Below are 24,455 nucleotides of genomic sequence, written 5' to 3' on the forward strand. Positions count from 1 at the left end.
TTGTCGGAGCTGCGGGTCCGGCGTGGTGAAGGGACGCGCGCCGCGGTAAGTGGCCGGGAGGAGGGGCGGCCACACCTCTTGCCACTATCAACTTATAACCCACAGGGGGGCTTGCGGCAAGGGTGTGATCATGGCGCAGAATCACTCCTCCGATCTACGGAGAGTTGAGGACGCAGTGAGCGACACGATCGACGTCATCATCGTCGGCGGCGGCCCCACCGGGCTGATGCTGGCCGCCGAACTGCGCTTGCACGACGTGCAGGCTGTCGTGCTGGAGAGGCTCGCCGAGCAGACCCAGCAGTCGCGGGGCCAGGGCCTGCACACCCGCAGCGTCGAAGTGATGGCCCAGCGCGGCCTGTTGAATGCCTTCCTCGCGGAGAACGAGAAGTTCCAGGTGGGCGGTCTGTTCGGTGGGATCATGAAGGCGTGGCCCGTGGGCCTGGACACGGCGCACCCGTTCGGCGTGGCCAGCCCGCAGCCGAACACCGAGCGGATCCTCAATGAGCACGCCCTCGCCGTCGGCGTCGACCTGCGACGCGGCTGTACGGTCACCGGCCTGAGCCAGGACGACGACGGCGTGAACGTGGAACTCGCCGACGGCAGCAGGCTGCGCTCGCGCTACCTCGTCGGGGCCGACGGCGGACGCAGTACGGTGCGCAAACTGGCCGGAATCGACTTCCCCGGCATGGCCGCCACCGAGGAGACGCTGCTCGGGGAGATGGAGGTGACGGCGGACGCCGAGACGATCGCCACCGCCACCGCGGAGGTCCACAAGACGCAACTGCGGTTCGGCATAGCGCCCGGCGAGAACGGCCTCTGCCGGGTCGTCGTGCCCGCCGACGGGGTGGCCGAGGACCGGGCGGCCGAGCCGACGCTGGACGACTTCAAGAAGCAGCTGCGGGCCTTCGCGGGCACCGACTTCGGTGTGCACTCACCGCGCTGGCTTTCGCGGTTCGGCGACGCCACCCGGCAGGCCGAGCGCTACCGGTCGGGCCGCGTGTTCCTGGCGGGCGACGCCGCGCACATCCACCCGCCGACCGGTGGTCAGGGGCTGAACCTGGGTGTGCAGGACGCGTTCAACCTGGGCTGGAAGCTCGCCGCGGCGGTCAACGGGTGGGCCCCGGAAGGCCTGTTGGACACGTACCACACCGAACGACATCCGGTGGGTGCGCGTGTGCTCGACAACACCCGCGCGCAGATCACGCTCCTCGGCGCCGACCCGGGTGCGGTCGCGCTGCGCGAACTCTTCGGGAAACTCATGGACTTCGAGGAGGTCAACCGCTACATCACGGGCATGATCACGGCAATCGACGTCCGTTACGACCTCGGCGCGGGCCACGAGTTGCTCGGCCGCCGACTGCGGGACCTGGAGTTGAAGCAGGGGCGCCTGTACGACCTGATGCACACGGGCCGCGCCCTGCTTCTCGACCACACGGGCGGCGGGCTCTCCGTGGGCGGCTGGGCGGACCGCGTCGACCACGTCGTGGACCCGGCCAACGAACTGGACGTACCCGCTGTCCTGTTGCGTCCGGACGGGCACGTGGTGTGGGTCGGCGACGACCAGGAGGGATTGCGCGCCGCCCTGGAACGGTGGTTCGGAGCCTCCGCCGCCTGACCCTGCCGCCTTTCGCTGCCTGGCCCTGCCGCCCTCGGCCGCCGGACCCTTACCACGGGCCCGGCGGCCAGGGGGCTTCCCGTATGCCAGTTCGTGAACTCCGGCCACGGCAGGCGGTGATGGGGCCGCGGTCCCCGGCAGGAGCAGCCGAGGGACCGTGACCCAGGTGTCCTCACGGCGTTCATGCCGCCGGACCAGCCGGATGCCGTGGACGTTGACCCGCCTGGATCGGATGCCGCCTCCGCGCGGCAGGCTGCATCCGGCCGGTCGGGCGCGCCGGATCCGACTAGGCCGTGTGTCGAAAGTGGATCTTGAGCTGTGAATGATCATGGTTCATGGGGCGGGCGAGATCTCACGAACGAGCAGTGGGCGGTGCTGGAGCCGTTGTTGCCGAAGGGTGCCAGAGCGGGGCGGCCGCCCGTCTGGCCTCGGCGGCAGCTGATCGACGGCATACGGTTCCGGGTCCGCACCGGCGTCCCGTGGCGGGACGTGCCCGTCGAGTACGGACCGTGGAGCCGGGTCTACGACCTGTTCCGCCGATGGCAGCGAAACGGCACCTGGCAGCGGATCCCCACCCAGCTCCAGTCCCTGACCGACGCGAAGGGTGCGATCGTGTGGGACCTGAGCGTCGACTCCACGGTGTGCCGCGCCCGTCAGCATGCGGCCGGAGCCCGCAAGCAGGGCGACTTGCAGAAGGAACCACCGGGCTGCATCTTCACCGAGCCCCGTGATCATGGGCTGGGAAGGTCGCGTGGCGGGTTCACGACCAAGCTGCACCTGGCCGTCGAGCAGGGCCAGAGGCCCATGTCGATCGTGGTCACGGCCGGTCAGCGCGGCGACTCGCCGCAGTTCGAAACCGTGCTGGAGAGGTCCGCGTGCCCCGCATCGGGCCGGGCCGGCCACGCGTCCGCCCCGACCGGGTCCGCGCGGACAAGGCGTACGGCTCCCGCGCCAACCGCGGCTACCTGCGCCGACGTGGCATCCGCTGCACCATCCCGCTGAAGCGCGACCAGATCGCCAACCGCAAGAAGCGCGGCTCCCTAGGCGGGCGGCCCCCGAAGTTCGACAAGGACGACTACAAAGAGCGCCACGCGGTGGAGTGCGGGCTCAATCGCCTCAAGCGCCACCGCGCAGTGGCCACCAGGTACGACAAGCTCGCCGTCCGCTACGAAGCCACAGTGCTGATCGCGGCCATCAACGAGTGGCTGTGACCAGTGCTTTCGGGAGTCAGTCGAGGATGGCGTCAAGCTCCACTTCTACGAGCCATTCGGGATCGATGAAGCGTGAGACCTCAACGAAGGTGCAGGCCGGACGGATGGACGCGAAACGCTCTCCGTGTGCTCGTGCGGCTTCTTTCCAGCGAGTCACGTCGGTGAGCATGATGCGGGTCCGCACGACGTCCTCCAGCGACGCCCCCGCTGCCTTCAGTGCGGCGTCTGCGATGTCCAGACATCTGACAGTCTGGGCATAGACGTCGCCTCCTCCTACGGTCGTTCCGTCGTCCCCGATGGGAGCGGTCCCGGCGACCGCGACGTGCGCCCCCTTGCGGATTGCCCGGGAAAAACCGATTTGGGGTTCGAGCGGCGAGCCAGAACCAACCATCTGCCGAACATGATCCATCGCACCATGCTCCCAGATCAATGCTCCCAGGTCACCGCACTTTCGACACACGGCCTAGGCGCTCGGGGCCGGCAGGCCGGCGTCGATGACCTCAGCGACAAGGGTGGCGCCGCGGCTGTTCTGGTGGATGTGGTCGGTCGTGAGCACGAGACCCCGCCGCCGCGAGATCGTGTCGAGGCTGCGACGCAGCACCGCGTGCTGGGCGAGAACGTTGACGACCGCTGCGGGCGTCACTTCCCGGTATGGAATCGGCGGCGGATCCGCCCGGCGCAGCTCTTCGATCTGGCGTTCGTGGAGCGGAAGGTAGGCCACCTCGCCGGCGGCGGCGACCTCGGCGATCATCCGGCTGTACGCCTGTGACGCCTGGGCCGCTGCTCCGTCGAGTTGTTGACCGAGTACCGGTAGCGACAGCAGGCTGATCGTCGCGTCGGTCTCCGCTCGCAGCCGTGCGACGACTGCTCCCAGGCACTGTTGGAACCAACCGGCCGACGGGCGCTCGGGAAGCTGTTTACGCTTCATGGCCTGCTCAACGGGGTAGCCGGGAAGGCTCGCTCGGGCGTCGTTGGTCCCGATCAACACGGTGATCACATCGGCGGGGTTCGTGACGACGGCATCGAGGCGCCGCAGGAGGTTGTGGGCGAAGTCGCCGTTGGCGCCGAAACGGGCAAGCTGCACGTCACCGGGCGGGCGGCGCCGTCCGAGAATATCCAGGTAGTCGGCGCTGAACTGCGCGCGGGTGAGGCTGTCGCCGAGGCACGCGATACGCGTCGTCACGGCGCTTCCTCCGTGCAGGGCGTGCCGAGGTGTTCGGTCGGGCGGGTGTCGGTCCGGGGACGGTGGTCGGTACCGAGGGCCGCAGTGATGGCCAGGATGGACGTCGGGCCCTCCGTGTCGACCACGTGCCACACCCCGGCCGGGTTGATGGTGGCCTCGCCCGGCCCCAGCAGAACGCGGTCCAGCACCCCGTTCACGTCGCGCGTGACGGTCACGGAACCGCTGAGACAGACGACCAGCTCGTCACCGGCGTGGTGGCTCTCCCAATGGTCCCCGAGCCCGTCGCCGTCGAAGATCATCACCATCCGTCCCTCCGCGCCGTCTGCCGCGACCGCGGCGCTGTAGGCCCTGAGCACCTCCGGGTCCCAGGAGAATCCCTCGACGCGTTGCGCACTCGATCCCAGCCCGAGGTGCACGGGGGTGGTGCGCAGGTCCATCGCGTTGTGTTCGTGCTTGACGAGTCTCATGCCGACCACTGTTCACGACAGCGATCGGGCGGTCTTGAAGAAAAAGGAAGGGAAGTCGGCGCGAGGCGCGGCCGGTTGGCGACTAGGGGGCCTCGAGGAGGACTTCGCCGCGACGCCAGACCGTCGGGGTCCGGCCCGTGAACTCGCGCCAGTCCCGTACGAGATGGGCCTGGTCCGCATAGCCGGAGACGGCTGCCACGTCGCCCCACGGCAGCGGGTCCCGCGCCGCCGCCAGTTCGTGCGCGTGCTCGAAGCGCAGGACTCGGGCGAAGGTCTTCGGCGCCAGGCCCACCTCACCGCGAAACCGCTCGGTGAGGTGCCGGCGGCTCCAGCCGAGTTCCGTGGCCACCGCACCGACCTGGACACAACCCCGCGCGGCAACGAGGCGGCGCCAGGCCTCGGCCACCTCCGGACGCACCCACCGCACAGGGTCCCCGCAGGTGCCACGGCCGACCGCGCGGCGGAGCAATTCGTCCAGCACGGTGAACCGCGCCGCCCAAGTGGTCGCCGATCGGAGCCGGTCGGAGAGCTCGACGGCAAGCGCTCCGAGAAGCTCGTCAAGGGGGACCAGCCGGTCGGCGAGCTCGGCGGACGGCATGCCGTAGATGGCCCTGGCGCCGAGCGGTGTCAGGGCCACCAGAACACCTTGCTGGCGTCCGTCGTGGTGAATCGCGACGGACCGGCGCATCAGACCGCCGGCCACGCTGCCGAATCGGGTGACCTGTGACCCGTCGTCAACGCCCGCCGCGACCTCCAGAGGATCTGACAGGCTGATCACCGCAGTGAGTGCGCGGCCCGGCGGGCCGCAGTGCACCCCCGGCGGGAGCCCGCGGAGGTCGAAGCCGACATACGAGTCGACGTACTGTCGCAGGACGGGCGCCGGACGTGCACCGATCCCGGTGGCCGTGTGATCCTCCATTTTCGTCAGTGTACGAGCCGCCCGGCCCAGGAAAATCGCCTGCCAAGGACTGATCACCGTCGTCTGCGGCTGGTGACGCCGTTCTGACCGGCACAGCGCCGTCGCCGCGCCCAAGTCCTGTGCGGCGCTGTGCTGATCGCGGACGGCGGAGGCGATTGCCGCGGGACCTGTACGTACATGCTCGATGCCGGCCACTACGTCCTTGACGCTCACCGCAGCACGAGACGGCGACGACAGCCAGGTCAACATCGGCATACGCAACGCCGAGTTCGTGTTCTTCACCGGCGGCGACCAGTGCCGCTACCCCGCATGGAAGGGCACCGCGGGACGGGCCACGCTCTACGGAGGGGCGCCTACGTCGTCCTCGGCGACCACCAGCCCGAAGAGGTCGCGCCGGGCAAGCCTCTGACCTTGTCGCACTACAAGATCTGGCACCTGGCCGCCGGCCAGGCCTACGACTTCAAGAACCGCCCCACCTGCGGCTGCTGCCTCCGCAGCGTCACCCATGGCGTCGCCGTCGCCCACCTCTACGACGGACCCCGCAAACCGACTGCGGCGCCCCGCCCGGCGGCAGCACCTTCAGGCTCCACCCCTAGTGCATGCCCCCCCCCGGAACGCGGCCGGAGCCCGCGCCGACCCGCCGCCAGCACTCACCGGCTCAAGGGGGGACGAGATGCTGAAACGCCAGGACGAAGCTATGTTGCGGTGCCTCCCTGGCCGACTGGTGGAGGTGGCGCAGGAGGCCAGGTGTTGGGACGCTCGCGCGGCCGTGAGCCGGCAAGGTCCACCTGAGTGCCTGCCGACGGCGGCTGCCACTGGAAGGGGGGTTGAGCTCGTCCAGCCGCAGCCTGGGGAACTGCATCTCCGGAGCGTGGCGCGATCAAGCGGATGTAGATGGTGCGGAACCCGCGTGGCACCTGCTGTCCTGGCGGCTCTGGAGCAATTGGCCATCACCCACCGCATGTCCAACGGGTGCCGACGCCGTCGTAGTTACCTCATTCGAGGGTCGTTCCGGAGAATTCCACCTCATAGGCCAATCTGGGTGCAATTGTTCCTGCATGGTCCACACAGAAGGTCATGACATGCGCTCTGCGCCCCTGAAGCCGCTGCGTACGGCTGCGTTCACCGCGTTGGCCGTACTCGCCACGGTCCTCGCCGTTCCCGTCAGCGCCCACGCCTCGCAGACGCAGGTCATGGGTACCGCGCCGTCCTGTGTCAAACGCGATGTCATCAAGCACAGGAAGTACGTCAAAGTCACCAACACCTGCCACGAGGCGATGCACCTGAAGGTCGTCATCGACTGGGGTTCCGACTCCCCCTGTCTGACCTACCAGAAGAACGAATCGTGGGAGTGGAACTGGGGCCGAGGTTCCTACGGCAAGGTCGTCACCTGCTGACCCCTGCAGATCCGCGTCACGACGCAAGCAGTCAGTCCTGGTGCGCGGCGGCGCCCGGCCCGGCCGAGACGGGCGATGCTCGTCCCGCCCTGGCCCCTGGCGGTCCGCGCACCGGCGGCTCTCCCGGCCGAGGGCGGGTCGGGCCCTGGACCGATCTTTGAGGGGACTGGTCCGCCCTTCGGCCTGGGTGCCCCCGCCCTCAGCAACTGAGCCCGAGGAGACGGCCGCGTCGGGTCCTGAGCACGGTCTCGCTACCGGGGATCGCGCCGGTGCTCGCCGATCGCGGAAGGGCCGGCTGCCACGGGGTCCAGGGGACAGCGACGCGGTGATCGAGGCGGAGCTCTGCGGTTGAGGGGTAGTGCGCAAACGCGTGTGTGGGTAGCCCTATGGGCTGCTCCGGCCTGCGGATTCCATGTCGGGGAGGAAGGCTACGAAGGGCCCCGGTCGGAGGCGGGCCAGACGTAGGGCAGGTCGTCGGGGACGCCCGGGAAGAGCGGGGAGTACGTTTCCGGCGCCTTGCGCACCAGAGCCGACCGATGGCTGCGGTGGAAGGCGGGGTCCCCCAGCCAGGGCGGCAGCTCACCGTCGCCGGCAAGCTCTTCCTGGGCGCGTACGACGGCGCCGGGACGGTGCCGGCTGAAGTCGGCGAGGAGTGTGGCGGCACAGGTGTCGGCGCGCCCCTGCGCCACCCACACCGCGCACACGTCGAGGCCGTAGCGGGCCAGGGCCTCCTCGTAGCCGAGCCACATGCGTACCGCGGGATGATGCCGCCATCCGTAGCCGGGCACGGTCAACCCGCGCAGCACCTGAAGGGCCTCGACGCGCTGCTTGCCCAGCCGTGCCCGGTCCAAGGTCTCGGCGGATCTGGTGAAGTCGGAGTACGGGAGAAAGGTCTGCACGCGGAATGCCTACCGCGGATCGTCCCGGTTCACCCGCGCACCTCGTCTGCGACTCGCCTGACAGCGCCTGCGCAACGGGCGCACCGGGAGGACATCCGGTGCGCCCGGCCCTTCCGCGGATCACCGGCTGACGGGAGGGGAGCGTCCGGCACGCGTGCGATGGGCCCCTCCAGACGAACCCATCGCGCGCGTGGCCGGTCGGGCGGGCGAAAGACGCAACCGCCCTCGCCGTCGGCCTGCCCGGCGGCCCCGTGGGGCGTTACGTCCCACGTGCTCGACGTGCCATGCCCATGCCGATCACAGGGTGGCGGGTGCGTCGCACTGTTGGGGGTTCGCGTGGCCACGTGAAGGGGCCCCGAGGACGCCCGGCCAAGTGGCGCGTCGGAAAGTCGTCCCGGCAGTTGCCGGGCGACGGCGATGGTCTACCCGTCGCGCACTGGCGGCATCGCCGAGTTCACCCGCTCCCCGGCCGTGGTGCAGATCGTTCAGCCGCCGGAGCCGGGGCCGTAGAGCGCCGCGATGTCCTTGGACGTGGCCCAGCGGCTGGAGGTGGGCGACTGGGGCCAGCCCTCGGGCGAGTCCTGCCACTCCTCCTGCCGGCCGTAGGGCAGGACGTCGATCAGCGGGAAGGTGTGACTGAGCTGTTCGGTGCCCCGGCCGTTGGTGTGCCAGGTGCGATGGACGGTGTCGCCGTCGCGCAGGAACACGTTGACCGCGAATCCTGCGTCGGGCGGTGCACCGACGTCGGTCCCGAAGGAGCTGTTGGCGGTCGAGTACCACGGCATCCGGTTGCCGACCCGCTGCCGGTAGGCGAGCGCCTCCTGGATCGGGCCCTGGGTGACGATGACGAATCGGGCATCGTAGTTGTCCAGGAACTCCAGGCGGGTGTACTGCGAGGTGAACCCCGTGCAGCCCGGGCACTGCCATTCCTTGCCGGCGAACCACATGTGGTGGTAGACGATCAGTTGCCTCTTTCCTTCGAAGACGTCCGCCAGCCGGACGGGGCCGTCCTCGCCCTCCAGCGTGTAGTCGGGCATCTCGACCATCGGCAGGCGACGACGCTCGGCGGCGATGGCGTCGAGCTCCCGCGTCGCCGCCTTCTCCCGGGTACGCAGCGTCTCGAGTTGGCGCTCCCAGGCGGCGGCGTCGACGACGGGTGGTAGTGCGTGGGTGGTCATGGTCCCCTCACAGAACTCGTGCGCAGCTTTCGCTCGTGCAGAGGTAGACCTCACCGCGCTCCGGAACTCATCGGACCGAGCCGTCCCGTCGGCACTCGCACGACGTACGTCGCGGGCGGTTGCCCGCATCGAGGAGGGACAGGGGACCTGGCAGACCCCGTCCGTGACTTCGGCTCGTACGCCCATTCCGGCCCTCGGGCGGGGTGTCCACCGCCTGAGTCAGGGCCAGAGCCGGGGCCAGACGGGGGGGGAGCGGGACCCGGGACTACCGGAGACTGTTCGTCACGCCGCCCCGCCGTACTCATGCGGGGCCCCGCCCTCCCAGACGATGGCCGCCGAGTCCCCGTCGACCAGGCCCTCCGCGGCCGTCTCGTCCAGGCCGGCCTGCCGCAGGAGCTCCACCAGGTCCCGGTCCGAGTACGCCACGCCCGCGTCCCGGCCCCACAGGTACAGGCGGCGGCCGCCCTCGGTGCGCGGGCGCTGCACGACGATTTCGTCCATGTCTCCACCGTCTCCCCGCACCGGCCGGCCCGCAGGTCGGAGCTACTGCCGGCCACGGGTGCGGCGCGGCAGGCGGGCCGGAAGGCAAGCTCCCGGCCCCGGCAGGTGGCGCCCTCCGGTGGCACGGAGCGGTCGGCGGGCAGCGCGACCGGAGGGGCGGGCACGTGCCGAAGCCGGAACGCACCAGTGACAACACCCCTACGCACCCGCACCCGCACCCGCACCCGCAGGAAACCGCGGGTCGGCCCTTCGGCGGTCCGCTCGTTCCGGCACGGCTCGTGCGCCGCCGACAGGTGCCGTAGGCACGGTGCACGTCCGGGGCGGGGCCTTCACCGGGCTCGTGGCGAGGGACGGGGCCCGCGGACCGGGCCGTTGGTCACGTGGCGGTAGCGGTCAGGACGAGCGTCGCCTGGTCGTCGTCGGTTTCGGCACCGCCGGTGAAGGCCAGGACCGCTCGGCTGAGAGCCTTCAGGATGCCTTGGGCACCCGGCGGCGGCGACTCGAGGGCCCGGGCAAGACGGTCCTCGCCGAACTGCTCGCCCGTGGCGTCGCGGGCCTCGGTGATGCCGTCCGTGTAGAGCACCAGGCTCTCGCCCGGAGCGAGTCGCAGCCTGCGCGGAACAAGTTTGGGGCTGCCCAGGACGCCCAGGAGGGAGCCCTCGCTGTGCACGGCGCGGGCTCCGTCGGAGGTGACGTGCAGGGGCAGGGTGTGTCCCGCGCGGACGAGTTCGACGTCCAGCCCGTCGGGGGTGGGTATGAAGTGGCCGTAGACGAGGGTGACGAAGCCGGTGTCGTGGCTGTTGTGACGCTTCGTCAGAGCGCGGTTGACCGCGTGGACGACGGCTTCGGGGCCGGGCAGGAGCGGCGCGACCGCGCGCGCGGTGTTGCGTACGAGGGCCGTGGTCGCGGCGGCGAGCGCGCCGCGCCCGCACACGTCGCCGAGCATGAAAGCCCAGCGGCCGTCGTCGAGGGGGAAGACGTCGTAGAAGTCCCCGCTGATCTCCAGGCCTTCGCCCGCCGGATGGTAGGAAGTGGCCAGTTCGGCCCCGGGCAGGGCGGGCAGGTCCGGCAGAAGGAGCCCGGCCTGGAGGTCACGGGCGAGAGCGACGCGCTGTGTGTACTGGCGGGCGTTGTGCGCGGCCGTGGCGGCGCGCCGGGCGAGCTCCTCCGCGAGGGTGACCGCGTGCCCGTCGAGGGCGTGGTCGCCGGTGCTGAGCAGGGTCAGGGTGCCGAAGGTCTGGCCCCGGTCGGTGAGCGGGGCGCAGAGGTAGCCGGTGACGTCGAGGTCCTGCCAGGGGCCGGGTCCGGACGGAGTCCGCCGGGCGACCTCGGTCAGGGAGGAGGCCAGTACGCGGGCCACCGCGTCGTCGCCGCTGTTGTACACCGGGATGTGGGAGGCCAGCAGATTGCGTGCGTGTGCGGTGGGGGCGGCCGTCGCGATGCGGCGTACCCGGCCGCCCTCGATGACGTCGACCGCGCACAGCGGAGCCAGGGTCGGGGCGCACAGGGTGGCCAGCCGTTGCAGGGTCTGTACGTGGTCCAGGTCGGCGCTCAGGGCGTTGCTGGCCCGGAGCAGGAAGGTGAGGTCGTCGCGGGCGGCCTTCTCACGGGCCTCGGCGGCGAGGCGTGCCTGTTCGGCGTGGTGGCGTTCGATGGCCAGGGCAGCCGTACTGGCGAAGATCCCGGCGAGCGCGAGGTCGGACTCGCTGGGACTGCGCGGGGTGCGGTGGTACATCGCGAACGTGCCCAGCAGGTGTCCGTCGCGGGCCAGGATGGGCGTGGACCAGCAGGCTTCGAGCCCTGCACGTCCGGCGAGGTCGCGGAAGTCGTCCCAGTAGGGGTCGGTGGCGATGTCGGTGACGACGACCCGCTGTCTGCGGTGCGCGGCGGTGCCGCACGAGCCGATGCCGTCGCCGGTGGCGATGCCGTCGATGGCCCGGTTGTAGAAGTCCGGCAGGCTCGGGGCGGTGCCGTGCCGCAGGTGACGGCCGTCGGCGTCGGCGAGGAGAACGGAGACCAGCACCTCCGGCGACAGGGTCTCGATGACCTTCGCCATGCCTTCCAGGACCTCTTCGAGCGGGGCCTGCCTGGCGATCTGCTCCAGCAGGGCACGGTGCTCGGCCGTGAGCCGCTGGGCATGCTTGACCTGGGTGGTCTCCACCCCGATCATCCGTACGCCCATGACGTTGCCGCCCGCGTCGCGGCGCGGCTCGTAGCTGAGGTCGAAGTACGCCTCGCGCGCCCTGCCGGCCTCATCCAGCAGCACCCGGGAGTCGCGGACGGTGCAGGGCAGGCCGGTGCGGTAGACCCGGTCGAGCAGTGTGAGGAATTCCTGGCCGGCCAGGTCGGGCACGAGTTCCGCGATCGGCAGGCCGGTGCGCGCGTGCTCGGCGCGGCCGATCGCGGCGAAGAAGGCGGGATTCGCCGCCTCCAGCAGGTGGGCGGGGCCCGCGACCGAGGCGAACACCGCCTTCGACTCGCCGAACAGGCCTCTCAGGTCCTCCTCTGCGGCGGGCACCCGGGCAGCGTCGTGCCGCGCCGGAGTGTCCGGTCGCCACGATGTGCTGGTCATCCTGCCCGCCCCTCCCGAACTACCCGGTCACCATCCCCTGCCCCGACATACGCACGTCATTCCCTCGCGTTGCCCCCGCGATGCCTCCGCGTTGCCTCAGCGAAGGCCACCTCGGCGCTGTCGTACGGGGCGATCCCCCGGCGGGACGGGCTCACGCACACCCGGCAGGAGGCCCACCCGGCGTCGGCGGATCGGCAACCTCACAGGCCGGGGCCGCGACTTCGACCAGATGGTTCCGCCGAATGGTTCCGTGAGTCCCTTCAGTCCCTGACCACGTAGCACACCCCACGGGACTCCTCGTGCACAGCCATCCGGAGTACACCGGGGCGGACCACTGCACGTGGACGGCAGGGGGTGGCGGGCGAGCGCCGGGCGGCCGTACTGATTGAGCCCTCCCGGATCCGGCACACCGTAGGTGCGGAGGGCCTTCCGCCGGAGGTGACTCCCCCGGCGGAGGCGAAATAACCCCCGCCGAGGGACCAGAACCACAAGCCCGGGGCCAGGGACCCGCCTCAGGCCAGGGACTCGAAGTACGCCTTCTGGGCCGGGTAGTAGTCCGCGAAGTCGGGCCGTGGCCCACCCGTGCGCGCGGCGGTGAGCATGTCCAGGTAGTACTCCCAGCCAGGCCCTGTCTCGCCGAGTTGTTCGGTGGAGACCAAGTGCTGGACGAGCCGGAGTTCGGTGGTGCCGTCGTTCTCGGCCAGCAGCAGTTCCATCGGCCAGGATCCGGCCTCGTCCTCCATCGAGACGGCGAGTCGGCGCGGCGGTTCGCAGGCCTCGATGCGCATCGGGCACCAGGGTGCCGATTCCTCGAACGCCAGTTGCACCTCGACAGTGCGGCCGGCCGCCGCGTGCCCGCGCCATGGGCCGAACCAGCGCGCGGTGCGCTCCGGCTCGGTGACACTCGCCCAGACGTCGTCGATGGGCGCGCGGTAGCTGCGTACAAGGATCAAGTCGTGCCCCGTCGAAGTGGGGACGAGTTGTCCGGTGGGCTCAGGGGTCATGCCGTGTCCTCCTCCTTTGCGTGACGCGCGGTGGGCCGGTCGTGGGCGGACTCAGCCCGCTCGCGGTCCCTTCGTGTGCGGTGGACCTCGGTCTCCAATGCCGCCAGACGCTGCGACCAGTCGCCTCCCCGTGTTTCGAACCCAGCGAGCCAGGCGGCGAGTTCACCCAGCCGGGAACGGACGAGGGAGTAGCGCCGATGGCGTCCGACCTGCTGGTCCCGGACCAGCCCACTCTCCCGCAGCACGCGCAGATGACGGCTGACCGCAGGTCGGCTGATGGTGAACCGGGCGGCGATGGCGCCTGCCGTCAGCGGGGTGCGGTGCAACATCGTCAGGATCTCCCTGCGCACCGGGTCGGCGATGGCATCGGCCACCTTGCTCAGGTCGTCCACAACCAAAGCGTAACCTATGGGTTACACATCATGGGACTCGCGTCGAATCCGCCGCAGAGGCGACATGACGCGTGGAGACGGAGAGGCACGCTGTCGGTCGGCCGAGGCTGAGTACGGGGTGGCGTGTACTCCCGGGCGGGAGGAGCTCCCCTCGGTGGAGCGGAAGCCGGACATCGTCGCTGGCCACCGCAGCATCGGGACCACTCGGGGCCGCCCGTTCAGCCGCGGTGCGGCTGGGAACTCCGGCAGGGTGCAACGAGGTTCCGAGCCACACGGTGCCGGTTTCGGCGTCCGAGCTCCCCCGCGAGGGAAGTCGTCGCTGACTTGAACCCGCTGACCTCTCGGCTCCTTGTTCTCCGCCCGCAGCCTGCACGGTTCCTCGGGGCCCTCCGAACGACGCTTCGTCGGCCGTCTCCCGCTCACCGGCTCGGGCAACGAACGCTCTGCACTCACGAAACGCTCTGCACGCTCTGCACTCACGAAGGTGACGTGCTGCGGTTCGGGCCGCGCGGTCGCGTGGAGCTCAGAGGTATCGATCACCTCCGCCACAGTCGTACAACCATTCCCCCGTTCGTGAGTCAACTGAGGCAGGAGCGACGCAGGGGCGTCCTCCGCATCGCACACACTCACCGGGGGGCTACACCCATGTCCGACAAGCACATACCGCGTGCCCTGATCTCCGCGGCCCTGGCCGTAGGGGTGGTCCTGCCCCTGGCCGGTGCAGCGCCTGCCGAGGCTGCCGCACCGCAGGTGGCGTGCAGTTCGAACAAGGCCGGACTGGCCAACAAGCTCAAGGGCGACATCACCACGGCCCTTCGCGGCAGACCAGGCACCGTCGCGGTCACCGTCTACGAGCACTCCAGCCGTACGTACTGTTCGCTGCGCCCCTGGAACACCTTCGACTCGGCGAGCATCGTCAAGGTCACCGTCCTCTCCGCTCTGATGTGGGACGCGCAGAAGACAAACCGGGCCCTCAGCGCCCGCGAGCGCGGACTTGTCGACGCCATGATCACCAAGTCGGACAACAACGCGACCAGCACCCTGTGGCGGCAGCTGGGCATCGGGACGATCAACGGGTTCCTGCGCGCGGCAGGAATCAAGTACACGAAGCCGGGCGCGGGCGGCTACTGGGGGCTCACCCAGGTCAACGCCTCCGAACAGAGCAAGCTCCTCGGCACGATCACCTTGCACAACAACGTCCTGCGCGACAGCTCACGGGCGTACATCCTGAACCGGATGGCGGCCGTCGTACCCGGCCAGCGGTGGGGCACTCCCGCCGGTGCGCCCGGCAGGGCCAAGGTACATGTCAAGAACGGCTGGCTGCCGCGCGCGAGCAACGGCTGGCGCGTGCACTCGCTCGGCGCGTTCACCGGCCAGGGCCACGACTACACGATCACCGTGCTGACCCATGGCAACAAGACGATGCAGCAGGGCGTCGACACCATTCAGGCCGTGTCGCGGGCCGTCCACCGGGACCTCAACGCGGCCACCACGAACAAGTCCAGCACCTTCGGGGCGCCGGTCCCCGAGGTCGTACCGCCGTCCGTCCCGCAGGAGGTGATTCCGCCGATGCCGCGGGAGTAAGAAGCGCCGTCCCTCAGCGCCTGCGACCGGCCCTCGGCGCCTGCGTCCGGCCCTCGGCACCTGCGTGGGGAGCGGGCACCCGAGGGCCGGCCCCTCCTACAGGGGCTGTCGGCTGCTCAGGGTCCGGTCCGGGAGCTGATGTGTCCCGGGGGCAGCCTCTGCCGTTGCTCCGACGGGCCCGTCGGAGGATCAGGCCGGGACATGCGGTGAGGCCCGGCTGGGGATCCCCGGCCGGGCCTCACGGCATGGGCGATCGACGCTGACGAGGTGGACGTCCCGGCGCTGGGCGTGAGGGGGCGACGGCCAGGCCCCCGCCGGGCAACTCTGACGTCCAGGCCGGGAGCGGGCTTTACCGCCTCGCCCGTACCCGCGTCCGGGCCGAAGCCGCCGCCGAGGACGACTGCTACCTGCCGGTTCTCCCCCGGCGGGCCGTCCTCCTCATGGCCGGCTGTCGGCCGCGCCGCCCTTGCGCCGGCGGCGGGGTGCTGCTGCGCCCCTGATCTCCTCGGTGGCCGACCGGAAAGCAGGGGCGGCGTGAGCGAAGTAATCGAAGAGCACGGCTCGTTGGTCCGGCGTGTACCGGCTGAGAACCTGGGCAATCTGGCGCCGGGCAGGCCCGACCACCTTCTCCACACGGTCGAGGGAGTCTGCCACCGGCTCGATGACGACCTTGCGCCGATCGCTTGGATCGGCAGCCCGGCGGACGAATCCGGCTCGCTCCAGGCGGTCGATCAGGCGAGTGGTCGCCCCGGTGGTAAGACCGGTGCGTGCGGCCAGTTCGCCCGAGGTGAGCGTGCCTTCCCACCCGATCTGGCTGAGCGCGTACCACTCGGAGGCGCCGAGCCCCACCGCTTCCGCCCCGGCCAGGCCGTGAAGTCCCACAGCATCGAGGTACTGGCGGAACACCAAGTGCTCATCTGTCGGCGTCGGCTCTGCCATGTCCCTGGGCACCCCTTGCGTAAGTAGCTGCATGCATGCAGATAATGTTTCCATGCAATATCTGCATTAGTGTAACTACCCGGAGGTTTCCATGCCCAGCACGGACGACCGGAATGCCGTCACCTCGGTGATCGCCGCACTCATCGACGCCTGGCGACGCCACGACGCCGACGCGTACGGTGCACTGTTCACGCAGGACGCCACGTACGTCACCTTCGTCGGCACGTACTACCGGGGCCGACGCGACATCATCGACAGCCACCGGACTCTGTTCGCAAAGTTCCTCAGGGGCACCCAACTCGCCGACGAGATCCTGGACATCCGCTTCTATGGTCCGGACACCGCCATGATCACCGGCCGCGGCGACAGCTACAAGGGCAGCAGGCCGAAGAAACTGACCAAGGTCCAGACCTACACCCTGGTACGGGAACCGGACGGCCAGTGGCGCATCGCGGCCTTCCACAACACCAAACGCAGGCCCCTCATGGAGGCCCTCTCCTTCAAAGCCGCACCCGCTCTCGTCCCAGCACCCCAGTAGTGACCGAGGCAGCTGCGAAAAGTCCGCACGGGCAGGCGCGGGCACGCTCACAGGCGGGTCCAGCAGTGGTCGACGCAAGGGTGGGCCCACTCGATGACCGTGCCCGGGAGACTCGCCCGACGCACCGCATCGGAACCGTCCTCACGCATCAGCCCCTGACGAGATCGCGCTGGATCTGGTGAGCGACAGAGCGGCGTACGGATGCTGATGTGGTGGGGGCGGTCTTCGAGGGAAGGTCAAGGCCGCGGCTGATCTCGTCGTACGCGGCCTGACAACCGCCGGACAGCTCTGCCCGGTACAGCCTCAGGTCCGCCTCGACGAGACGCCGCAGCTCGTCGGTATTCTGGGGCGTGAAACGCTTCTTCCCCCGGGTCAGCGCGTTGACGTAGCGGGTACAGTGCGCGGTTTCGTCGAGAGTCTCCGAGATCTCCTCGGCGAGGCCCAGGAGTCGCCCTTCGAGCCAGGGGATGTCGCGCTGATCGAGGGACACCTCCATCGGGGTCCGTCGCTCATCGCTCTTGTGCTTCGCCATCTGTTTGGAGACGGCGGGCTGGCTCATGTCGGTGAGCTGCGCGATACGTTCCTGTGTCCAGCCGAAGCCTGCGAACACTTTGATCATTTCGGCGCGCAGCTTGCGCATCTCCTCGCCCGCACGGATGACTTCGTTCATGCCGGCGAGTATCCGTTCGGCTTGTTCCTCGCTCAGCGCCTCGGGGATCCGGTGTGTGCTCTCTTCGCCTGCCACCACTCGGTTATACACCAGAACCCCTCTCTCATAACCTGGTTGTATTACCAGGTTATGACTGCCAGGATCTGCCTCATGCCTACCTTCCCCGCGTCCGACGGAACCCAGCTCTCGTACCGCGTGATCGGAGAGGGCGACCCAGTCGTCTGCATCCCAGGAGGCCCTGCGGACTCCGTCTACCTGGGAGACCTCGGCGGTCTGTCCGCTCACCGCCAGCTGATCGTCCTGGACCTGCGGGGCACCGGCCGGTCCGCGATTCCCCAGGACACCTCCTCCTACCGCTGTGATCGGCTGGTCGACGATGTCGAGACGCTGCGCGAGCGCCTCGGCCTTCCGCGCATGGATCTGCTCGGCCACTCCGCCGGCACGAACATTGCGACGCAATACGCGGCCCGGCACCCGGAGAACGTCAGCAAGCTCGCCCTCGTCAGCCCCAGTCCCCGAGCTCTCGACGTAGCGATCACGGGAGAGACGCGGCGTGAGCTCGCGCAGCTCCGGAAGAACGAGCCGTGGTTCCCGGCGGCGTTCGCCGCCCTGCAAGCGATCACTGAAGGTACGGGCAGCGACTGGGAAGCCGTCGCCCCCTTCTTCTGGGGCCGGTGGGACGCCACGGCACAGAAGCACCACGCAGCCGGCCAGCCGGGCAACCAGGAAGCTGTCGCTCGCTTTGCGGCCGAGGGCGCCTTCAGCCCGAAGAACACGCGTGCGGCGCTCGCCTCCTGCGAGGCTCCCGTTCTGCTGCTCACGGGAGAGTTCGATCTGAACAGTCCGCCTGTGACCGCAGCCGAGCTCGCGGAGGCGTTCCCTGACGCCACGCTCGCGGTGCAGCCGGGAGCAGGCCACTATCCGTGGCTCGACGACGCCGACTGGTTCGTGGCGACCGCGGCGGCATTTCTCCGCAGCTGACCTGGCTCACGCCCCGGAGTCCGACCTGGAGGCGAATGGCTCCAACAGCGGGAAGCTGCCGCTCCGTCCCTCAGAGCCGTCCGATGCCCCGGCGCTTGTCCGGGTGGCCTCGTGGGGCGGCCCGTCCACAGGGACAGCGGGCGGCCCGCGAGGTCGTCAGCCGGACAGGACCAGGTTGTTGATGCCCTACTTGATGCGGTCGAGGAAGCCGAGCACCCGATCGTTGACCTGCTTTGCGGCCCGGTCGTCGTGGGTCGGGAGGCTGCTGTCGGTGAACAGGTGCCTGTCTCCCGGGTAGAGGAACAGCTCGGCATCCGTCACCGTCGCGACGAGCGCACGGGCGGCCTCCACGTCGCCCTCCCCGTCGAAGAACGGATCTGCGTCCATGCCGTGGATCTGCACCGGGACGCCGTGGGGCCAGGCGGCGCCGAACTCCGAGGCCGGGACGCATGCCTCCAGCAGCAGTGCGCCCTTGGCGCCGGGGCGGGTCGTGGCCAGCTTCTGCGCCGGCAGGACGCCGAGCGAGAATCCGACGTAGACGAGCTCCGCAGCCAACCTCTCGGCGGCGGCTGCTCCGCGCGCGATGATCGTGTCGAACCCGGCGTTCTCGGCGTAACCGGCGCCCTCCTCGAGGCTGCCGAACACCTGCCCCTCGTAAAGGTCCGGGGCATGGACGGTGTGTCCGGCCCGGCGCAGCTGCTCTGCGAACTCCCGAACGCCGGCGGTCAGCCCGAGTCCATGATGGAAGACCAGCACCTCAGCCACGTTGCTCCCCTCGTGCTGCGGTGCCCGGATGGCACCGCAGCACGAGTATGACCCGCAGCTCTGACATCCGCGGGCTCCGGCCGGGCCGGATCAGGTCGGTGGTCCCGCTTCGCCGAGGCGGGCTTCGAGGCCGACCACTCGCCGGTCGACGTCCAACGAACACGCGCAGCGGAGGACGGCCAGTCGAGAAATCCGATCGACAGACGAGTTCGCGAGGCACCGTGATGGCTCCGACCGTCCGCCGCTCGGAGCGGGCCCACCGCAGGAGTTGCCCATGGCATCCGGGAGAGTCTCGGACCACCGCCCCGCCATCGGTGCCTCACTGGCCAGGCGTCTGGTCGACACGCAGTTCCCGCAGTGGGCCGAGCTGCCTCTCCAACGGTTCGACCCGGCGGGCTCGGACCATGTGATCTACCGGCTGGGTGAGGAGCTGTCCGTCCGGCTGCCCCGCCATGCGGGGGCGATCAGGCAGGCCAGGAAGGAGTCCGAATGGCTCCCCGGGCTCGCCCCGCACTGCCGTTGAACATCCCGGTGCCGGTGGGGGTGGGTGAGCCAGGCTTCGGCTATCCGTGGCCATGGGCAGTGTCCCGCTGGCTCGACGGCGAAGTGGCCACCGCCCAGTCACTGGCCGACTCGTCAGGGGCTGCCGTCCAACGGGCGGAGTTCCTCACTGCCCTACAAGCCTTCGCGGTGCCCGGCAACTTCCCTGGCGACGACGCTTGCGACGACCTCGCCGGTCGGCCGCTGGCCGAACGGGACCGCGAGACGCGGGCCGCCATCGCGGAGGTCGACGGTGTATTCGACGCCGTGGCCATGACCGAACTGTGGGACACGGCGCTGAGCGCCCCAGGATGGGACCGCCCGCCAGTATGGTTCCACGGCGACTTCCACACCGGCACCCTGCTTACCGTTGACGGTATCGAAAAGGTCCGTGTCGCGCGCCGGGGTCAATGGCCGCTCGTTTCTCGAATCAAGTGAAGGTCCGGGTCTTGGAGTTGCGCCGGCAGCGCGGGTTTCCCGAGGAGCTGGCGTCCGGGCCCCGCTGGGTGCTGGGCCGGGGCGCAATGCGAGCGTGGTGCTCATGACCACTGACACCCCAGCAGATGTACGCGTCACCCGGGCATGGAGCCGGATCGTCGAATGGCTGGCCGATTATGTCCCGCCGTCGTACACGGCACTCAGGCCCGGCGCCTCCGAAGAGGAGATCGTGGCCCTGGAAGAGACCCTCGGCGTGAGCGTTCGGGAGGAGTTGAAGGCGTTGTGGCGGCTGTCCGCCGGTGAGGACGGCGTGGACGGTTCGGGGCTCATGCTGGGCGGCTGGGCCCTGATGCCGCTCGACGCCGTGATCGAGGTCTACCAGGCGCAGATGCGGTTCCAGGAGAAGAACGGCGAGGGCGACATCGCGAACCAGGACACTTCAGTGCGGTGGAAGCCGTCTTGGATACCGTTCTGCTCCGTGAACCCCGGCGACACCGTCTACGGCCTCTACCTGAACGGTGAGAACGGGGAAGTATGCCGGTGGACCAGGTTCGGGGAACGCGAGCGGGAGTACGAGTCGCTGCCCGCCTATCTGGAACTCATGGCGCTCAGCCTGGAAGCCCCCATGGCGTCGGCCGGCCCGGAGAAGCCGGGCATGTTGGGCGGCGCCCTGGTGTGGGGTCCCCCTTCTGATGCGGAGCGCAAGGACCAGTGGGTGCGCCATCTCGGCCAGGCCCCGCCGCGCCGTCCCGCGCAGACTCTCGGCGCGATCCGGGAAGCTCTGCCCGTCGATGAGCATGCGGAGTTCAACGGGCAGCGCGATGCCCTCGATCTGGCCGACAATGAGGCCGTCACCGCCTTCCGGGAGCACTGGTGGGAGCGTGCCGTGCAGGCCCAGGAGGAGCTGGAGGACGACGTTGCCGCCGCGCTGGGCGGGAACATCATGGTCGAGCCCGGCCGCAAGCTGGCACCGGAGTACGAGGCCGTGCTGCCGCCCGCCCTCCGCCACCGCCCGCCGTCCATGGCCGACATCCGCTCCGCACTGCGTCACGAGAACGTCCGCGCACGGTTTGACCGGGAGTTCATGAACGCGATCCCGCCGCACTATCCGGCACTGCTGCTGCGCTGGTGGGACATCGCCCGCCTGATGGCCGACCCTCGCGGTGAGCGGGCCGTACGCGCCGTTGTCAACGGCCGCCGCGCTTCGGGTGCGGACGTACCGAAGGGCCACTGACCTGAGGCGAAGACGGCCAGTGCGTCAGGGTCGGCGAGGCCGGCGCCCAAGCCCCGGCGCAGCTTGGTGGCCGTCCACTCCGCAAGGTAGCGGCAGTGCGCGCAGGACAGCGGAGGCAGCGTCAGATGCTGCTGGACCAGTCCCATCAGCTGTCGAGGACGACGCCCCAGCCCGGCTCCCTGCGGCCTCCCTCGCCACGGCTTCCCCGCCGACAGGCTCCGGAGCGACCACGCCTGCCGCTGTGCCTGCGATGCTGAGGGTGACCGAGCGGCGGTGCTGAGCCGGTTCGCCGGCCATCCGTGCCGAGCAGGGTCCGGCTGCGCTCACGAGTCAGAGTGTAAGAGCCAGCAGGGCCGCACCGCTCAACCGGGCGCTCGTCCTGCGGAGCGCAGGTCAGTTGTTCATGTCCCTGTCGAAGTCCTTCTCGCAGGCGGTGCGCTCGCTCTGCGTCTTCGCCTTCTTGGCACACTCCTCGAAGCTCTTGACCTCGGTCGAGTTGAGGAACGAGGCGCCGATCGCGATGATCACGATCGACCCGATGATTCCGAGTGCGCCGAGCACCGCACCAATGATGGCCATCACGCCGTGCGGAGCCCGTCCGCCGCGTGCCTTGCGTGCCGCGATGATCCCGAGAATCACCGCCGGCAGACCCAGCAGGATTCCGCCGAAGATGGTCAGGAAGGTGAGAGCAGCCAGAATGCCGAGAACCAGCGCCGCGATGGCCATCCCGTTCTTCTGCTGCACCCCTGAGCCCGTCTGGGTCTGCCCGTAATCGTTCTGCGACTGGTTGTGGGAGAAGGACATACCCTCACGCTCATCTCTGTATCCGATCCGACAGGTTGTCGTACGAGGCGCATGTGCCCACCCTCAGGTGCACAATGCACCGGCACCCAGGCGTTATCGGGCCGTGACCCCTGAACGGGGTGCGCGACAGGCGGAGTTACCTTCACCTCCCGGCAGCCGGTCGTCTCGACCTGGCCAGCTCGGGTGTGATCGGCGCATCCGCCGAAGGGGCAACGGAATGATTCCGACAGCGCTGGCATGGGGCGGGGTCTGTGACGGATCCTGTGAGCCCTCTCCGTAATGCAGAGGGGTACCCGCGCTGTTCCGCCAGTGGCGGAACACCCGCCGGACCGGGCCCGAGGCTCACTACAGTCCAGTCTCATGACGACGATTACGACACGTACGGTCGAGTATCCGGCCGACGGTTTGACGATGGTCGGGCACCTCGCTCTCCCGGGCGGAGTCGGCCGTCGGCCCGCGGTGCTGCTCGGGCCGGAGGGCATGGGGCTCAGCGACGTCGAGCGCCGCCGGGCGGATGCTCTCGCCGAGCTGGGATATGTAGCGCTGGCCTTCGACCTTCACGGCGGGCGTTATCTGGGCGACCCCGAGGAGATGCTGGCCCGTTGCCTGCCGCTGCTCGCCGATCCCGAACGGATGCGGGGCATCGGTCATGCGGCGCTCGACGTGTTGCGCACCGAACCGCGGACCGACCCCGACCGGGTCGCCGCCATCGGCTACGGCACCGGGGGTGCCATCGGGCTGGAACTCGGGCGCGACGGAGTCAACCTGCGCGCCATCGGGACACTCAACGCCACTACCACGGGCCGACCGGGCGAGGCCGCGCGCATCGGCTGCCCGGTGTGGGCCGGAGTCGGCTCGGAAGACCCGATCATGTCTCCCACGCAGCGGGACGCGTTCACCACTGAGATGCAGGCCGCGGGCGTCGACTGGCGCCTCACGGTCTACGGCGGCGCCTTGCACGGCTTCCACCACCCGCCGGTCGACCACCCCACGGTGCCCGGTGTCGGCTACCACCCACGGCATGCGCAGCGCGCCTGGCGCGACGTCGTCGACCTGCTCGCCGAGTGCATGCCCGTGACGGAGGATCCGGGGGCCTGACCCTGGCAGACGTACTGGCGCCAGGCCTGGTCGGCGTCGGGCACTGCACTGACTGCCTCCTCACCTCATGTCCGCGAGGGTGTACCCGTCTCCTGCGGTGTGGGCGGGTGTGGGTCGGGGCGACCCGGCGCCACTGGGGCCTCCATTGCCGCTGGGGCCTCCGGCGCAGCCGGGGCCTCCGGTGCTACCGGGCCGAAGACCGTACTCAGGAGGGCCGGTTCAGGTCCGGGAACGTGGCCCGCGCCTCCGCCAGGAGCTCCGGGTAGGCACTGCCGTGCGTGGCGGCGGCCGCGTACAAGGCATCCAGGGCGGCACGCAGGGGATCCTCCTCCACCGCGGCAAACAGTGCGGGTAGCGCCATGGCCTGCTGCCTCAGGGCGTCTTGTTCAGGGTCGTGCAGGGAGTGCACGAAGGTGTGGGGAAGGTTCTTCTGCGCGAAGAACCACTCCCAGGCGTTCTCCCGGGCGTCGAACGGAGCGGGCAGTTCCTCACCCCCGTTCAGCGCCCTGATCGTGCGGGCTACGTCGTAGAACGTGTGAAGCTTCGCTTCGGCGACCGCGCGGCGGGCCGCCCACCCGGCAACGGCCCGCTGGGTCTCCGGATCGGCGGCGTCCACGGCGTCCACCAGGTCACGGTCCAGGGCGGCGAGGCCCAGCTTGTTGCCGCCGACGTCACGCAGCGTGGGGCTCGGCGCCCGCCCGGCCCATCCTCCTGCCGTCACGTGCCGCTCCGCCTCACGGACGATCGCCTGTTCTGCCTCGCGTCGGCGGCGATGGGCCTCAGCGCGCTCCTCGGGAGCGGGCGGGGGCTGCAAGGAGCGTGCGTGGTCGTGCCAGTACGCGGCGCTCTGCGTGGTCTGTTTGACGACGCGGTCCGGAGCGTGCCCTGCCGGCCAGAACTGCAGCAGGTAGTGATCGACCGTGGGGCCGCCGTCCAGGACGGAGAGCTCGTCGTCCGGTGTCACGTCCATGCCCCGCCCGCAGTAGCGGACCCGGTAGTCGGTGACCGGCAGGTCGGTCGAGCAGATCGGCCCCTCGCCCCACGGCACGACGGCGATCTCCGTGGACCCGGGGCGGAAGGAGACCTCGACGACCTCCTCCCACTGCTCGTCGAGAGGCGGCTCGGTCTCGTGGACCTCCACGGTCAGGCCGACCCGTCCCGTATGCAGCCCCGTCGTCAGGAAGAGCTCGCCGGGGTTTGCGGCACCGCACAACCCGTTGCTCTGCCCGGCGCGAGGATCGGCCTGCTCCTCGCGGGCGGAGTCGAGGCCGCTTTGCACGTAGAACTGCCGGTAGCTGACTCTCATCACGCCGTCGAAGACCGTCCGCACCGTTCCCCCTCGGTCGAGCCGCTGCTTGAGGCAGTATGCAGCCCCTGCCCTCACCCCTCGCAGAGCTCCTGCGCGCAGAGAAGGGTCTGCCCCTGACAGAGGGGAAAGCGGGCGCCGCATCTGTGATCATGAGCAGGATGATGGCGCCGTTCTCGCTCCCGTCCGTGGGCGGTGGGGCCGCGTAGAGAGAAGGGGA

At 69.8% G+C, this 24,455-nt stretch carries 24 protein-coding genes and 1 pseudogene; 10 read left to right on the top strand and 15 right to left on the bottom strand.

The genetic code is table 11. The features are described from left to right. The first annotated feature begins 130 nt into the window (after positions 1-130). Positions 131-1,615, top strand: coding sequence for a rifampin monooxygenase (gene rox / locus ACFWVV_RS16510; RefSeq protein ID WP_384350216.1), 1,485 nt, complete (start codon positions 131-133; stop codon positions 1,613-1,615). A 318-nt stretch (positions 1,616-1,933) separates the two neighbouring features. Further along, positions 1,934-2,826 (top strand): IS5 family transposase gene (locus ACFWVV_RS16515; protein WP_384350218.1). Its coding sequence is split into 2 segments (ribosomal slippage): positions 1,934-2,480 and positions 2,480-2,826, totalling 894 coding nucleotides; the frame shifts between segments, so codons are not numbered across the junction. 16 nt (positions 2,827-2,842) lie between these two features. Here ACFWVV_RS16515 and ACFWVV_RS16520 read toward each other — a convergent pair. From ACFWVV_RS16520 to ACFWVV_RS16535, 4 genes are all read right to left on the bottom strand, one after another. Beyond that, on the bottom strand, positions 2,843-3,235 hold the full coding sequence (locus ACFWVV_RS16520) for a Rid family hydrolase (RefSeq protein WP_384350221.1): 393 nt from the start codon (positions 3,233-3,235) through the stop codon (positions 2,843-2,845). Between the two features lie 54 nt (positions 3,236-3,289). Further along, positions 3,290-4,009, bottom strand: a complete 720-nt coding sequence (locus ACFWVV_RS16525) for an SGNH/GDSL hydrolase family protein (protein ID WP_384350224.1) — start codon at positions 4,007-4,009, stop codon at positions 3,290-3,292. Beyond that, entirely contained in the window at positions 4,006-4,476 is a 471-nt protein-coding gene (locus ACFWVV_RS16530) for a cupin domain-containing protein (protein ID WP_384350227.1), read from the bottom strand. The genes ACFWVV_RS16525 and ACFWVV_RS16530 overlap by 4 nt, the downstream gene beginning before the upstream one ends. Positions 4,477-4,558: 82 nt before the next feature. Beyond that, entirely contained in the window at positions 4,559-5,395 is an 837-nt protein-coding gene (locus ACFWVV_RS16535) for a helix-turn-helix domain-containing protein (protein ID WP_384350230.1), read from the bottom strand. A 202-nt stretch (positions 5,396-5,597) separates the two neighbouring features. Here ACFWVV_RS16535 and ACFWVV_RS16540 point away from each other — a divergent pair, with 202 nt between their 5' ends. Both ACFWVV_RS16540 and ACFWVV_RS16545 read left to right on the top strand, forming a co-directional pair. After that, positions 5,598-5,804 carry a hypothetical protein gene (locus ACFWVV_RS16540; RefSeq protein WP_384350233.1) on the top strand — a complete coding sequence of 69 codons (207 nt, stop codon included), beginning with the start codon at positions 5,598-5,600 and terminating at the stop codon, positions 5,802-5,804. A gap of 673 nt (positions 5,805-6,477) precedes the next feature. After that, a complete protein-coding gene (locus ACFWVV_RS16545) occupies positions 6,478-6,792 on the top strand; it encodes a hypothetical protein (protein ID WP_384350235.1) in 315 nt (104 codons plus the stop codon). A gap of 428 nt (positions 6,793-7,220) precedes the next feature. Here the strand turns inward: ACFWVV_RS16545 and ACFWVV_RS16550 are convergent, their stop codons facing one another. The 6 genes from ACFWVV_RS16550 to ACFWVV_RS16575 form a co-directional block, all read right to left on the bottom strand. Then, entirely contained in the window at positions 7,221-7,691 is a 471-nt protein-coding gene (locus tag ACFWVV_RS16550) for an MSMEG_6728 family protein (RefSeq protein WP_384350238.1), read from the bottom strand. A gap of 485 nt (positions 7,692-8,176) precedes the next feature. After that, complete coding sequence (locus ACFWVV_RS16555) at positions 8,177-8,869, bottom strand: DUF899 domain-containing protein (protein WP_384350241.1); 693 nt, start codon at positions 8,867-8,869, stop codon at positions 8,177-8,179. A gap of 282 nt (positions 8,870-9,151) precedes the next feature. Then, positions 9,152-9,370, bottom strand: coding sequence for a hypothetical protein (locus ACFWVV_RS16560; RefSeq protein ID WP_384350243.1), 219 nt, complete (start codon positions 9,368-9,370; stop codon positions 9,152-9,154). 376 nt (positions 9,371-9,746) lie between these two features. Beyond that, positions 9,747-11,942, bottom strand: a complete 2,196-nt coding sequence (locus ACFWVV_RS16565) for a SpoIIE family protein phosphatase (RefSeq protein WP_384350246.1) — start codon at positions 11,940-11,942, stop codon at positions 9,747-9,749. Between the two features lie 512 nt (positions 11,943-12,454). After that, positions 12,455-12,946, bottom strand: a complete 492-nt coding sequence (locus tag ACFWVV_RS16570; RefSeq protein ID WP_384350249.1) for an SRPBCC family protein — start codon at positions 12,944-12,946, stop codon at positions 12,455-12,457. After that, positions 12,943-13,338: a metalloregulator ArsR/SmtB family transcription factor gene (locus tag ACFWVV_RS16575; RefSeq protein WP_384350252.1), complete on the bottom strand. Its 396-nt coding sequence runs from the start codon at positions 13,336-13,338 to the stop codon at positions 12,943-12,945. Before ACFWVV_RS16575 ends, ACFWVV_RS16570 begins: the two co-directional genes overlap by 4 nt. Before the next feature lie 645 nt (positions 13,339-13,983). Between ACFWVV_RS16575 and ACFWVV_RS16580 the strand changes: the two genes are divergently transcribed. Further along, positions 13,984-14,922 (top strand): serine hydrolase, encoded by a 939-nt coding sequence (locus tag ACFWVV_RS16580; RefSeq protein WP_384350255.1) that lies wholly within the window; start codon positions 13,984-13,986, stop codon positions 14,920-14,922. A 438-nt stretch (positions 14,923-15,360) separates the two neighbouring features. On the opposite strand, the gene ACFWVV_RS16585 is transcribed toward ACFWVV_RS16580, so the two are convergent. Beyond that, on the bottom strand, positions 15,361-15,861 hold the full coding sequence (locus tag ACFWVV_RS16585) for a MarR family winged helix-turn-helix transcriptional regulator (RefSeq protein ID WP_384350258.1): 501 nt from the start codon (positions 15,859-15,861) through the stop codon (positions 15,361-15,363). A 91-nt stretch (positions 15,862-15,952) separates the two neighbouring features. Between ACFWVV_RS16585 and ACFWVV_RS16590 the strand changes: the two genes are divergently transcribed. Further along, positions 15,953-16,399 (top strand): SgcJ/EcaC family oxidoreductase, encoded by a 447-nt coding sequence (locus tag ACFWVV_RS16590; RefSeq protein WP_384350261.1) that lies wholly within the window; start codon positions 15,953-15,955, stop codon positions 16,397-16,399. A gap of 148 nt (positions 16,400-16,547) precedes the next feature. On the opposite strand, the gene ACFWVV_RS16595 is transcribed toward ACFWVV_RS16590, so the two are convergent. After that, a complete protein-coding gene (locus ACFWVV_RS16595; protein WP_384350264.1) occupies positions 16,548-17,144 on the bottom strand; it encodes a sigma-70 family RNA polymerase sigma factor in 597 nt (198 codons plus the stop codon). Positions 17,145-17,219: 75 nt separating this feature from the next. Between ACFWVV_RS16595 and ACFWVV_RS16600 the strand changes: the two genes are divergently transcribed. Further along, complete coding sequence (locus tag ACFWVV_RS16600) at positions 17,220-18,050, top strand: alpha/beta fold hydrolase (RefSeq protein WP_384350267.1); 831 nt, start codon at positions 17,220-17,222, stop codon at positions 18,048-18,050. A 186-nt stretch (positions 18,051-18,236) separates the two neighbouring features. Here ACFWVV_RS16600 and ACFWVV_RS16605 read toward each other — a convergent pair whose 3' ends face one another. Continuing rightward, positions 18,237-18,815, bottom strand: a complete 579-nt coding sequence (locus tag ACFWVV_RS16605) for a dienelactone hydrolase family protein (RefSeq protein WP_384422714.1) — start codon at positions 18,813-18,815, stop codon at positions 18,237-18,239. Positions 18,816-19,089: 274 nt separating this feature from the next. On the opposite strand from ACFWVV_RS16605, the pseudogene ACFWVV_RS16610 reads away from it, so the two are divergent. After that, positions 19,090-19,733 (top strand): annotated as a pseudogene (locus ACFWVV_RS16610) (phosphotransferase); the annotation flags it as partial. Between the two features lie 163 nt (positions 19,734-19,896). After that, positions 19,897-21,027, top strand: coding sequence for an SMI1/KNR4 family protein (locus ACFWVV_RS16615; protein ID WP_384350273.1), 1,131 nt, complete (start codon positions 19,897-19,899; stop codon positions 21,025-21,027). 393 nt (positions 21,028-21,420) lie between these two features. Here ACFWVV_RS16615 and ACFWVV_RS16620 read toward each other — a convergent pair whose 3' ends face one another. Beyond that, on the bottom strand, positions 21,421-21,831 hold the full coding sequence (locus tag ACFWVV_RS16620; RefSeq protein WP_384350276.1) for a DUF4190 domain-containing protein: 411 nt from the start codon (positions 21,829-21,831) through the stop codon (positions 21,421-21,423). A 360-nt stretch (positions 21,832-22,191) separates the two neighbouring features. On the opposite strand from ACFWVV_RS16620, the gene ACFWVV_RS16625 reads away from it, so the two are divergent. Further along, on the top strand, positions 22,192-22,929 hold the full coding sequence (locus ACFWVV_RS16625; RefSeq protein WP_384350279.1) for a dienelactone hydrolase family protein: 738 nt from the start codon (positions 22,192-22,194) through the stop codon (positions 22,927-22,929). A gap of 205 nt (positions 22,930-23,134) precedes the next feature. On the opposite strand, the gene ACFWVV_RS16630 is transcribed toward ACFWVV_RS16625, so the two are convergent. After that, complete coding sequence (locus ACFWVV_RS16630) at positions 23,135-24,313, bottom strand: hypothetical protein (RefSeq protein WP_384350282.1); 1,179 nt, start codon at positions 24,311-24,313, stop codon at positions 23,135-23,137. Positions 24,314-24,455 lie beyond the last annotated feature (142 nt).

Source organism: Streptomyces sp. NPDC058663, assembly GCF_042716745.1.
Lineage (GTDB): Bacteria > Actinomycetota > Actinomycetes > Streptomycetales > Streptomycetaceae > Streptomyces.

Coding starts and splice junctions, on each gene's coding strand:
- rox (WP_384350216.1), top strand. CDS start 131: ATGGCGCAGAATCACTCCTCCGATCTACGGAGAGTTGAGGACGCAGTG.
- ACFWVV_RS16520 (WP_384350221.1), bottom strand. CDS start 3,235: ATGGATCATGTTCGGCAGATGGTTGGTTCTGGCTCGCCGCTCGAACCC.
- ACFWVV_RS16530 (WP_384350227.1), bottom strand. CDS start 4,476: ATGAGACTCGTCAAGCACGAACACAACGCGATGGACCTGCGCACCACC.
- ACFWVV_RS16535 (WP_384350230.1), bottom strand. CDS start 5,395: ATGGAGGATCACACGGCCACCGGGATCGGTGCACGTCCGGCGCCCGTC.
- ACFWVV_RS16545 (WP_384350235.1), top strand. CDS start 6,478: ATGCGCTCTGCGCCCCTGAAGCCGCTGCGTACGGCTGCGTTCACCGCG.
- ACFWVV_RS16555 (WP_384350241.1), bottom strand. CDS start 8,869: ATGACCACCCACGCACTACCACCCGTCGTCGACGCCGCCGCCTGGGAG.
- ACFWVV_RS16560 (WP_384350243.1), bottom strand. CDS start 9,370: ATGGACGAAATCGTCGTGCAGCGCCCGCGCACCGAGGGCGGCCGCCGC.
- ACFWVV_RS16565 (WP_384350246.1), bottom strand. CDS start 11,942: ATGACCAGCACATCGTGGCGACCGGACACTCCGGCGCGGCACGACGCT.
- ACFWVV_RS16570 (WP_384350249.1), bottom strand. CDS start 12,946: ATGACCCCTGAGCCCACCGGACAACTCGTCCCCACTTCGACGGGGCAC.
- ACFWVV_RS16580 (WP_384350255.1), top strand. CDS start 13,984: ATGTCCGACAAGCACATACCGCGTGCCCTGATCTCCGCGGCCCTGGCC.
- ACFWVV_RS16585 (WP_384350258.1), bottom strand. CDS start 15,861: ATGGCAGAGCCGACGCCGACAGATGAGCACTTGGTGTTCCGCCAGTAC.
- ACFWVV_RS16590 (WP_384350261.1), top strand. CDS start 15,953: ATGCCCAGCACGGACGACCGGAATGCCGTCACCTCGGTGATCGCCGCA.
- ACFWVV_RS16600 (WP_384350267.1), top strand. CDS start 17,220: ATGCCTACCTTCCCCGCGTCCGACGGAACCCAGCTCTCGTACCGCGTG.
- ACFWVV_RS16615 (WP_384350273.1), top strand. CDS start 19,897: ATGACCACTGACACCCCAGCAGATGTACGCGTCACCCGGGCATGGAGC.
- ACFWVV_RS16620 (WP_384350276.1), bottom strand. CDS start 21,831: ATGTCCTTCTCCCACAACCAGTCGCAGAACGATTACGGGCAGACCCAG.
- ACFWVV_RS16625 (WP_384350279.1), top strand. CDS start 22,192: ATGACGACGATTACGACACGTACGGTCGAGTATCCGGCCGACGGTTTG.